This is a genomic window from Vicinamibacteria bacterium (assembly GCA_035620555.1).
Classification (GTDB): domain Bacteria; phylum Acidobacteriota; class Vicinamibacteria; order Marinacidobacterales; family SMYC01; genus DASPGQ01.
This window is the reverse complement of record DASPGQ010000598.1, coordinates 1-9,742: the sequence shown is the minus strand read 5'-3', so window position 1 is coordinate 9,742 and position 9,742 is coordinate 1. Positions and strand designations below refer to the sequence as shown.

Sequence of the window (9,742 nt, the reverse complement as noted above, 5' to 3'; positions counted from 1 at the left end):
CAGGAGGTGCATTTCCGGGACGGCATCGGCCGCCGAGAATCCCCAGACTTCCATCTGGAGTCGAACGCAAGCCTGGTAATCGCAGATTCGCTCGAAGTCGCGGACTGCAATGGCCATGGGCGAATCATATGAGCGCCACCGGGGACGGTCAATCCACCGCGTCCAGGCGATCGAGCTCGGCCTCGGCTTTCTCGAGAAGCGGAGCTTCCTCCTGACCATCCTCGGGAAAGGTCGCCATTCCAAACCGGAGCCGGGGAATGATGGGGGGCAGGCTCTCGCCGACGCGGAAGGGATTCTTGTTCAAGGCTCGACGCAGTCGGGCAATGAAACGGTCCCCGCCATATCGATCGCAGGCGAACGCGGCAGCCGCAACCCGGGGGGACCCCGTCATCACGGCCACGAGGTCGGCTTCTCTGAGTGATGCCCTGACGAGCTCGGCAACATGCCGGAGCACGCGTCCCCTCGCCTCCTTGCCCAGAAGCTCGACGATCTGAGCCAGGTCGTCGATCTCCACGAGGATGACCGTGAGGGGCTTGTACACGCGTTTACATTTCGATAGCTCCCGCCTCGCCTCGAGCTGGAACTCGTCCCTCCCGAGCGCGGGAACCACCTCGCGGCTCTCCGCCGCCCCGGCCTCGTTCGAAGGCAGTTCCTGGGGAGCTCCACCTTCTTGGGTCTTCAACAGACGCTCCAGCTCGTCCTTCGAGAAGATCTGGTACTCCGCTGCCGCCGGGGACTCGCCGCTCCCGCTCCGGACGGGTTCGGCCGGCGGGTTCGGCCCAGTGAGTGCGAATTGTGGCTCTTCGTTTCGTTCCTGTTCGCCGCCTTCGCCATCCGAAGCATCGTCTGCTTGCCCGTCGCTGCTCCCAGCGGGAATCTCGGGCCGCGGCCCGGTGTCTTCGACGATCTCGTGACCCCGCGCCGCATCTTCGGAACCCGAGTCTGGCTCGACCGCTTCCTCCGTGCTCGAGGTCACCGGGGAGGGCTCGGATCGAGTGGGAGAAGCGCTCCGAGCGGCGAGGGCGGACTCGCGCGCTTCGCGCCCCGAGCCCTTGCCGAACAGCCGTTCGAGCAACCCCAACCGGGCGCGGGCCTGTGGTTTCGATCGGGCTAGTCGGAAACCCCGGGCGGGACGGGTCGTCGGCTCGACCGACTCTCCCGACCTCAGCCGCGCGACCAGTCGCTGCAGATCCAGTGGGCGAAAGGGTTTCGTGACGAAGCCGTCGGCTCGAAACTGATTCGTGGCCTCTTGACGATACTGCTGCTTCAGATAGACCCCGGTCACGATGATGACTCGGGTGTTCTTGAGCTCCGGGTCGGACTTGATTTGCAGGCAGAGATCGAATCCGGACAACCCGGGGAGAAGGGCGTCCAGTAGCACCACATCCGGCTTCAGCCCGCGAACGCTCTTCATGACTTCGTGCGGATCCTTGATGGTGACGAGAGTGCTATCCAACGGGCGGAGGGCCTCGACGATGAGATCGAGATCGTTCGCGCTGTCGTCGACGATGACTATGGTAGAAGTGGGATCCGTCATCACGGTGCTCGAAGTCAGTGCGACTATGCTCCCCGTCTCAGGCGCAATCTTCCACAAGCAATGGCAACGCGTGGACTATAATCCTAGTGTATCTTCGAACTCCCTCGATTGCGAACGGATTGAAAGATTTCGGAGCGAAGTGCTAGTCTGGCGTTGGTAACGAAAATGTTGGTGAGGCTTCTGCTAATCGTGGTGGGCGTCGTTACGCTCGATCAAGCGACGAAATCAATGGTTACCTCGAGACTCACCCTGGGCCAGAGCATCGAAGTCATTCCCGATCTTCTCCACTTGACGCTGGTCAGGAACTCGGGAATGGCTTTCGGGCTCCTATCCCGGAGCGACGTGCCCTACAAGACGGTGCTGGTGACGCTTCTTTCCCTTGGAGCCCTCGCCGCGGTTGTCTATTACGCGCTCCTGTCGACGCGCAGCGAGACGCTGACGCGTTTCGGTCTCGCCTTCATTCTCGGCGGTGCGGTCGGCAATATCATCGATCGGATCCGTCTCGGCTACGTCGTCGACTTCGTCGACGTCTTCTACCGCGGCGCGCATTGGCCCGCCTTCAACGTCGCCGACTCGTGCATCTGCGTCGGGGTGGGACTTCTGATTCTCGACAGCTTTCGCCACCGAGAAGACTCACGGTCCGCTCGAACGGATGTAGCCCGATCCGCGGTGCGTGAGGGCTCCTAGTGTTCCCCAAGCTCGTCGATTTCGGTGAAGTCAACCTCCTCGGCTTCCAGTTCCACGCGATCCTCCACACTTACGGGTTCCTGCTCGCGGCTGGGTTCCTCATCGCCTTGAAGGTTGCCGCCATCCGCGGCAAGAAGTTCGGCGTCGAGGCCAATCTGATGATGGATTTGGGCCTCTATCTCCTCGTTTCGGCGCTCGTTGGCGCCAAGCTCCTCCTTCTCGTCGTCGATTGGGAGCACTACAGCCACGATCCTTTCAGCCTCGTTCGTTCGGGAGGCGTATTCTACGGCGGTCTCGTGGCCGCGGTCCTTACCGCGATTTGGTTCTTTCGAAAGCACAACCTCCCGGTCTGGGTTACGACGGACATCCTGGCGCCCTCCGTCGCCCTGGGCCACGGGATCGGTAGGCTGGGCTGCTTCAGCGCCGGGTGCTGCTACGGGAAGCCGACGTCCCTCGCATGGGGCGTCACCTTCACCGATCCATACGCCAAGGAGATCGTCGGAGTGCCTTTGAACGTGGCCCTCCACCCGACGCAGCTCTACGAGGCGCTGGTGGAGTTTGCCATCTTCGGCTTTCTGATTTACTTGGCGGGGAGAAAGAAGTTCGATGGGCAGATTTTCTGGAGCTATGTGGCGCTTTACTCCACCGCTCGGTTCGTGATCGAGTTCTTTCGAGGAGATCTCGGAAGAGGATTCGTGCTCGGCGGAGCGCTCTCCACGTCTCAGGTCATCGCATTGCTTCTCCTCGTTACCGCGACGTTCGCGCTCGCGACACTCAGGCGGCTTCCGAGACAGCGTACTGCCTAGCAGGCTGATGAAGAAGAAGTACGGCCCAGCCTGCCGAGCGGCGGCCAAGACTTCTGCCGCGAGATCGGCGCGAAGCGCCGCAAAGGCCGAGCCGTGGCGGCTCGATCGATTACCGGTCCCGCCACGGCATTGAGTACTCTAGAGAAATTGCAGACTGAAACTGGCGAGCGTCTCGAACGGTTTCTCGTCGAGCCCGCTCTGGAGGGCACCCGGCTGGACATGGCCGTGGCAGGAAGACTCGACGAGGTGAGCCGAGCTCAAGCGAAGCGCTGGATCGAGGAAGGACGCGTCCTCGTCGACGGTGCTCGGGCACGGCCTTCACGACCCTGCCGAAACGGTGAGCGCGTCGAAGTCTTCTTTCCCCCGCCCACCCCGGCGACGCCGCTCCCCGAGGCGATCCCGCTCGAAGTCGTGTTCGAGGACTATCATCTCATCGTGGTGAACAAACCTCCGGGCATGGTCGTCCATCCTTCGGCGGGCCACCCATCGGGAACTCTCGTGAACGCCCTGTTGGCTCACTCCAGTGAGCTCAGTGGAATCGGAGGTGTGACGAGACCGGGAATCGTGCACCGTCTCGACCTGGGGACATCCGGGCTACTCGTGGCCGCGAAGCAGGATCGTGCCCATCGGCACCTCGGGGCCCAGTTCGCGCGCCGGGAGGTGGACAAACGCTATGTCGCCCTCGTCCACGGCGATGCTCCGGAGCGAATGTTCTTCGATCGCCCTCTCGGGCGTGATCCGATACACCGGAAGAGGATATCGAGCCGGTCGACGAGAGCGAGAGCGGCCGTTACCGAGGCCGAGCTTTCGGAGAGACTGCCCTCGAGCTCCCTTCTGCGGGTGCGAATCACCACGGGACGCACGCACCAGATCCGAGTGCACTTGAGCGAGGCGGGACACCCTCTCGTGGGGGACCGGGAGTATGGCGCAACGAAGCGAGGTCTCCAAATTCTCAGAGACTTTCCCCGGCCCGCCCTCCATGCCGCGAGGCTCTCCTTCGTGCATCCGGAGACCGGCGAACGGCTCGACTTCGAGGCACCCCTGCCCAGAGACATGGTGGGGCTCATTTCCAGCTTGAGGCAATGCGCAAGCTGACGAACGCCTTGGTGGCCGGCCAGCTGGCCGCTCTGCTCGCCGCGGAGCTCGTTCTGATCCTGAATCCCGAGGTCCCTCATACCCCGGGGAACGTCCTGTCGGTGTGGGGCGTGTTCGCGATCAGCCATGGGCTCGCCGGAGCGGCCGCACTCTGGATTCTGCTACAGCTCGTCGAATCTCTTCGCGGGAGGCCACTCGGTCCCGCCTGGCTCTCGTTCCGCATCCTGACGTGGCTCTTCACCCTCGCGCTGGGAGTTTCCGCTGCCCTGTTCTGGATCAATCTCGTGAGCCTCCGGCTCTACGTGCCCTCGGAAACGGTCAGGACGCTCGCGCTCGCGGCAACGGTCGTCTCGACGGCGGCGGGCGCTCTCCTGGTGATGGGATTCTTTCATTACTCGTTCGGCCGGAGAGGGTCCATCGTGAGCTACAGCCTTTCCGGAGGTTCCCTGATCGCCGCGGTGGCGCTTCCGCTCATTCTTCGACCGCAACCCATTTCGGCAAACAACTTCCCGCGCATGCCGTTGCAGGACACGCCTTCACTTCGCCGAATCACACTCATCGGCTTCGAAGGCGCTTCACTCTCCTACGTCTTGCCGGCCGTGGCCGAAGGCAAGCTTCCGAACTTCGCCCGGTTGATCGAGGGCGGCGCGTCGGGAGCTCTGCGCACGCTCTACCCGACCGAATCGCTGGCGGTATGGATGAGCATCGCCACCGGCAAACTCCCTCGCCAGCACGGCCTGAAGGGTTTCTACCGGTATCGATTTCCTTCGGTCGAGACTCCGTTCTCCCTCCGTCCCCGCTGGCTCGATTTCCGCAGCCTGGATCGTCTCGGAGTCGTCAGGCGAAGCGCGGTAACCTCGACGCTGAGGCGCACCCAACCCTTCTGGAGCATCCTCAGTCGTTTCGGAGTCAAGGTGGGGTTGTTGCGCTGGTGGGGCAGTTATCCTGCCGACCCGGTCGATGGCTTCGTGATCTCGGAGTACTTTCACCGGCAGGTCCGGGAGAGATTCGATCCGCCGTTGCCCCGGCTGACGAGTCCGGAAAGTTTGTTCGAGCGAATGAGCCCGGAGGTCGTGTTTCCGGGTCAGATAGACGGCGAGGTGCTCTCCGGCTTCGTGGATACGACCATCACGGTACCGGGAGACGACTTTCCCTGGAAGACAGAGCTCACCCGCGCGCTCGCCGACGATATGACCTATCACCGCATCGGTAAAATGCTGAAAGAGGAGTACGCGCCGGATGTATTCGCCACGTATTACTTCGGCCTCGACGTCGTCGGTCACTACTTCACCCGATTTCACCGGCCGGCGCGCTTCGGGGACGTCAGCGACGCCGAAAAGAGAAAATACGGCCGGGTGGTCGACGCCTATTACCGCTACCTCGACACGATCCTGGGCGAGTCCCTCCAGGCGCGCGCCTCCAATGAGATCTTCATCGTCCTCTCGGGGCACGGCATGGACCCTCTGCCGCTGACGCGAAGAATCGTCGAGCCGTTCAAGGGGAACCTTCACCTCTCCGGCTACCACGAGGCCTCTCCCGACGGCCTTCTGATCGTGAACGGGCCCGGGATCGCACCGGGAACCAAGATCGAGAGTGCCTCGGTTCTGGACATCACCCCGACCCTCCTCTATCTTATGGGGCTCCCGCTGGGCCAGGACATGGACGGAACTCTTCTCACCGAGATCTTCGTGGACGAGCTGGTACTCAACCAGCCGGTGACGTTCATCTCCTCGTATCACAACTTTCTCATCGAGCCGCGCCGGGATGATGTCATCGAGGCCTCTTCACCCCTCGACGCGCTTCCCGAGCTTCTCGTCAACCCCCAGTGAGCCGATGCAGCAAACGGTCATTGCCGAAGGCGCGGAATTCCGAGGAATCCTCGAACGACTGGCATCGGAAGTCGTCGAGAAGAGCCCGTCGGGCCTACCGCCGCTCGCCCTGGTGGGCATCCGCACTCGAGGCGTGCCTCTGGCGAAACGTCTGGCAGCGCTCATCGAGCCGAAGCTGGGGGCGCGACCATCGATCGGAACGCTCGACATCACGCTCTATCGCGACGACCTCATTGCCGTCGCTTCCCAGCCCATCGTGCGGAGCACGGATATCCCCTTCGCCGTCGGTAATTCCTCGATCGTGCTCGTCGACGACGTCCTATTCACCGGGCGCACGGTGCGCGCGGCGATCACCGCTCTCGTCGATTTCGGAAGACCGCGAAAAATCGAGCTCCTGGTCATGGTCGACCGCGGATGGCGCGAGCTTCCCATCCATGCCGACTATGTGGGAACCAGGCTCCGCACGTCCCGGGAGCAGACGGTTCAGGTGCTCGTCGAGGAAGAAGACGGTCGTGACGCCATCCTACTCGTAGCATGACCCTCGCGAGCCATCACCTCCTCGACATCGAGAGCCTCTCTCCCGCCGAGATCGAGCTGGTCTTGGAGACATCGACCTCGTTCAAAGAGGTCGGGGAACGGGCGATCAAGAAGGTGCCCGCGCTCCGGGGAAAGACGGTCATCAACCTCTTCTTCGAGCCGAGCACGAGAACCCGGGTCTCGTTCGAGATCGCGGCGAAACGCTTGTCGGCGGACTCGATCAACGTGAGCTCGGCGGGAAGTTCCGTCGTCAAGGGAGAGACCCTCCTCGACACGGTGAAGAATCTCGAGGCGATGGCGCCCGACGTCATCGTCATGCGTCACCCCTCGTCGGGAGCCCCGCATTTCGTGGCCCGCCGCGTCGAATCCGCGGTCGTGAATGCCGGTGACGGAATGCACGAACATCCCACCCAGGCCCTTCTCGACGCCTTCACCATCCTGGAAGCGAAGGGGAGGCTCAGCGGGCTCAAGGTGGTGATCGTAGGCGATTTGCTTCACAGCCGCGTCTTCCGCTCGAATGCGAGGCTGCTGACGAAAATGGGCTCGAGCGTGACCGTTACCGCTCCGCGGACCCTCCTTCCCCCTTTCGTCGAACGGCTCGGGGTCGAGGTCATAACCGCCGTGAACGACGCCATCGTGGACGCGGACGTGGTCATGATGCTCCGGGTGCAGAAGGAGCGAATGGAAGGAGCGTTCTTTCCCTCGGTCCGCGAGTATTTCAATCTCTACGCTCTCACGGTGGATCGTCTCAAGAGAGCCAAGCAAGACGTCATCCTCATGCACCCCGGACCTCTCAATCGCGGGCTCGAGATCGAATCCGCCGTAGCCGATGGTCCTTACTCCCTCATTCTGGACCAGGTGACGAACGGCGTCGCGGTGAGAATGGCCATCCTGTACCTTCTCGCAGGAGCGTCATGAAGTCGCTCTTGATCCGGGGCGCTCGAATCGTGGATCCGAGCCAGCGCATCGACCGGGTCTCCGACCTCTTCGTCGACGAGGGGCGCATTCGCGCCATAGACGAGGGCCTCAGTCCCGAGGGGGCCGAAGTGGTCGACGCTCGCGGCCTCATTGCCGTGCCCGGGCTCATCGACATGCACGTTCATTTGCGCGAGCCCGGCTTCGAGTACAAGGAGACCATCGCATCGGGAACCGCGGCGGCGGCAGCGGGTGGATTTGCCGCGGTCGCCGCGATGGCAAATACCGATCCACCGAACGACTGCGCCGCGGTCACCGAGTACATTCTCGAGAAAGCCCACCGCGCCGGCGGCGCTCGCGTCCATCCGATCGGCGCCACGACCAGGAGGATGGAAGGCAAAGAGCTCTCGGAGATGGGAGAGATGGTGGCCGCCGGCGCCGTCGCCGTTTCCGACGACGGACTCCCGGTTCGAGACGCGAACGTCATGAGGCGAGCGATGGAGTACGCCACGATCTTCGATATTCCGGTGATCGAGCATTGCGAGACGCCGGAGCTCCATCCCGGTGGCGTGATGAACGAGGGCTACTGGTCGACCTGTCTGGGCCTTCGCGGCATTCCCAGGGCATCGGAAGAGATCTCGGTTCGCCGTAACGTGATCCTGGCGGAAACGACGGGGGCGCGGCTCCACGTCGCCCATCTGTCGACCAAGGGAGCCCTCGAGGCGGTTCGCCAGGCGAAGGAGAGAGGTTTGCCGGTAACTTGCGAAGTGACGCCCCACCACCTTCTCTTGACCGACGACAGCGTACGAGGCTACGACACCCGGGCGAAGATGAAGCCCCCTCTCGTTACCGAGGAGGACCTCGAGGCGCTTCTCGAGGGACTCGCCGACGGAACCGTGGACGCGATCGCGACCGACCACGCGCCTCACCACGAGGACGAGAAACAGCAGGACTTCGATCATGCGCCCTTCGGCATCGTCGGCCTGGAGACCTCGGTGTCGCTCGGGCTCGACCGACTCGTCCGGCCCGGCATCATCTCCTTGAATCGCTGGATCGAGCTCATGTCGACCGGGCCGGCGAGGATACTGGGGGTCGAGGGCGGGACGCTCGCGGTGGGCGCACCCGCGGACCTCACTTTGCTCGATCCCGAGCGGCCCTTCCGGGTGGAGCCGTCGGTTTTCGTCTCGAAGGGAAGGAGCACGCCGTTCGCCGATTGGGAGCTTCAGGGTCGGGCGGTTCGCACGATCGTCTCGGGGCGATCGGTGTTCACCCTCCCATGAACCAGCGTCAGCAACTCCTTCTCGAGGGACTCGAACGGCTCCGCGCACGTTACGACGCGCGCTATCTGGAGTCGGACCCGCTGGAATTCCCTCACCGATACCCGGATCCGATGGACCGCGAGGTCATCGGGCTCGTGGCCTCAGCGCTCGCGTTCGGAAACGTCGCCTCGATCCGCCAGAGTCTCGAGCGCCTCTGCGCCTGGATGGGCAGCCGGCCAGCCGAGTTTGCCATTCGCCTTTCTGTCGGGCCGGCCCTGACGGCTCTCGGCGGATTTCGTCATCGCTGGATCGACGCAAGGGACGTCGTCTGTCTGGTCCGTTGGGCGGGGTTGATGATCCAGACCAAGGGAAGCATCGGTGCGTTCTTCGCGGAAGGCTACGTGGAAGGGGACATGGCGGGGAGCATCTCCGCCTTCCGGGAGCGAGCGCTACGGCTGGATCACGGCGGCGTTTATCGCTCTCGGCAATTGCCCCCGAGCGCCCGGGTGCGATTCTTCTTCCCGAGCGCGCTCACCGGTGCGTGCAAGAGGACCAACATGTATCTTCGCTGGATGGCTCGGCCCGACGACGGCGTCGATCTGGGGCTTTGGCCGTTCGTGAGGACTCGGGACCTCGTCGTACCACTCGACACCCACCTCTACCGCATCGGAAGAGCCCTGCGATGGACGCGAAGGAAGACGCCCGGCTGGAGGACGGCATGCGACATCACCCGAAGCCTGTCCCGACTCGATCCCGACGATCCGGTGAAGTACGACTTCGCCCTCTCGCGAATGGGAATTCTGCACGACTGCCCCCGTCATCGGAACGGATTCGCCTGCGAGCTGTGTGAGCTCCGCAGAGGCTTGCGCCATCGATGAAGAACTGCTGCCTCGATGAGTCGTCCCGGAGCCTGAAACGACATCGTGACGTCGCCACCTGCGATTCTTGCGGAGCTCTCCTGCTGGCCTATGGACGCGAACGGGATTTCGAAGCGACTCTGGCCGAGCTTCGCCGCCGGGGTGCTCGATTCGAGACGATCGAACGGGGGAATCTGAAGATTGTGGCGAAGGCCCGTTG

Annotated in this window: 10 protein-coding genes; 9 read left to right on the top strand and 1 reads right to left on the bottom strand. The window is 63.2% G+C overall.

What is annotated here, in order from left to right; genetic code table 11:
* Positions 1-148 precede the first annotated feature (148 nt).
* The gene (locus VEK15_24490; protein HXV63882.1) at positions 149-1,537 is read right to left on the bottom strand and encodes a response regulator; all 1,389 of its coding nucleotides are present in this window, start codon (positions 1,535-1,537) and stop codon (positions 149-151) included.
* Between the two features lie 171 nt (positions 1,538-1,708).
* On the opposite strand from VEK15_24490, the gene lspA reads away from it, so the two are divergent.
* The 9 genes from lspA to VEK15_24445 form a co-directional block, all read left to right on the top strand.
* Positions 1,709-2,224, top strand: coding sequence for a signal peptidase II (lspA, locus tag VEK15_24485; GenBank protein HXV63881.1), 516 nt, complete (start codon positions 1,709-1,711; stop codon positions 2,222-2,224).
* Positions 2,224-3,030, top strand: a complete 807-nt coding sequence (lgt, locus tag VEK15_24480) for a prolipoprotein diacylglyceryl transferase (protein HXV63880.1) — start codon at positions 2,224-2,226, stop codon at positions 3,028-3,030. Before lspA ends, lgt begins: the two co-directional genes overlap by 1 nt.
* Positions 3,031-3,177: 147 nt before the next feature.
* Positions 3,178-4,125 carry an RluA family pseudouridine synthase gene (locus tag VEK15_24475; GenBank protein ID HXV63879.1) on the top strand — a complete coding sequence of 316 codons (948 nt, stop codon included), beginning with the start codon at positions 3,178-3,180 and terminating at the stop codon, positions 4,123-4,125.
* Entirely contained in the window at positions 4,113-5,954 is a 1,842-nt protein-coding gene (locus VEK15_24470; GenBank protein HXV63878.1) for an alkaline phosphatase family protein, read from the top strand. Before VEK15_24475 ends, VEK15_24470 begins: the two co-directional genes overlap by 13 nt.
* Before the next feature lie 4 nt (positions 5,955-5,958).
* Entirely contained in the window at positions 5,959-6,492 is a 534-nt protein-coding gene (gene pyrR, locus VEK15_24465) for a bifunctional pyr operon transcriptional regulator/uracil phosphoribosyltransferase PyrR (protein HXV63877.1), read from the top strand.
* Positions 6,489-7,409, top strand: coding sequence for an aspartate carbamoyltransferase catalytic subunit (locus VEK15_24460; GenBank protein HXV63876.1), 921 nt, complete (start codon positions 6,489-6,491; stop codon positions 7,407-7,409). The genes pyrR and VEK15_24460 overlap by 4 nt, the downstream gene beginning before the upstream one ends.
* Positions 7,406-8,686 carry a dihydroorotase gene (locus VEK15_24455; protein HXV63875.1) on the top strand — a complete coding sequence of 427 codons (1,281 nt, stop codon included), beginning with the start codon at positions 7,406-7,408 and terminating at the stop codon, positions 8,684-8,686. Before VEK15_24460 ends, VEK15_24455 begins: the two co-directional genes overlap by 4 nt.
* Positions 8,683-9,543: a TIGR02757 family protein gene (locus VEK15_24450; protein ID HXV63874.1), complete on the top strand. Its 861-nt coding sequence runs from the start codon at positions 8,683-8,685 to the stop codon at positions 9,541-9,543. The genes VEK15_24455 and VEK15_24450 overlap by 4 nt, the downstream gene beginning before the upstream one ends.
* On the top strand, positions 9,540-9,742 hold a 203-nt coding region (locus tag VEK15_24445; GenBank protein ID HXV63873.1), incomplete at its 3' end, for a hypothetical protein. The genes VEK15_24450 and VEK15_24445, both read left to right, overlap by 4 nt.

Coding starts and splice junctions, on each gene's coding strand:
- pyrR (HXV63877.1), top strand. CDS start 5,959: ATGCAGCAAACGGTCATTGCCGAAGGCGCGGAATTCCGAGGAATCCTC.
- VEK15_24455 (HXV63875.1), top strand. CDS start 7,406: ATGAAGTCGCTCTTGATCCGGGGCGCTCGAATCGTGGATCCGAGCCAG.
- VEK15_24450 (HXV63874.1), top strand. CDS start 8,683: ATGAACCAGCGTCAGCAACTCCTTCTCGAGGGACTCGAACGGCTCCGC.
- VEK15_24460 (HXV63876.1), top strand. CDS start 6,489: ATGACCCTCGCGAGCCATCACCTCCTCGACATCGAGAGCCTCTCTCCC.
- VEK15_24490 (HXV63882.1), bottom strand. CDS start 1,537: ATGACGGATCCCACTTCTACCATAGTCATCGTCGACGACAGCGCGAAC.
- VEK15_24470 (HXV63878.1), top strand. CDS start 4,113: ATGCGCAAGCTGACGAACGCCTTGGTGGCCGGCCAGCTGGCCGCTCTG.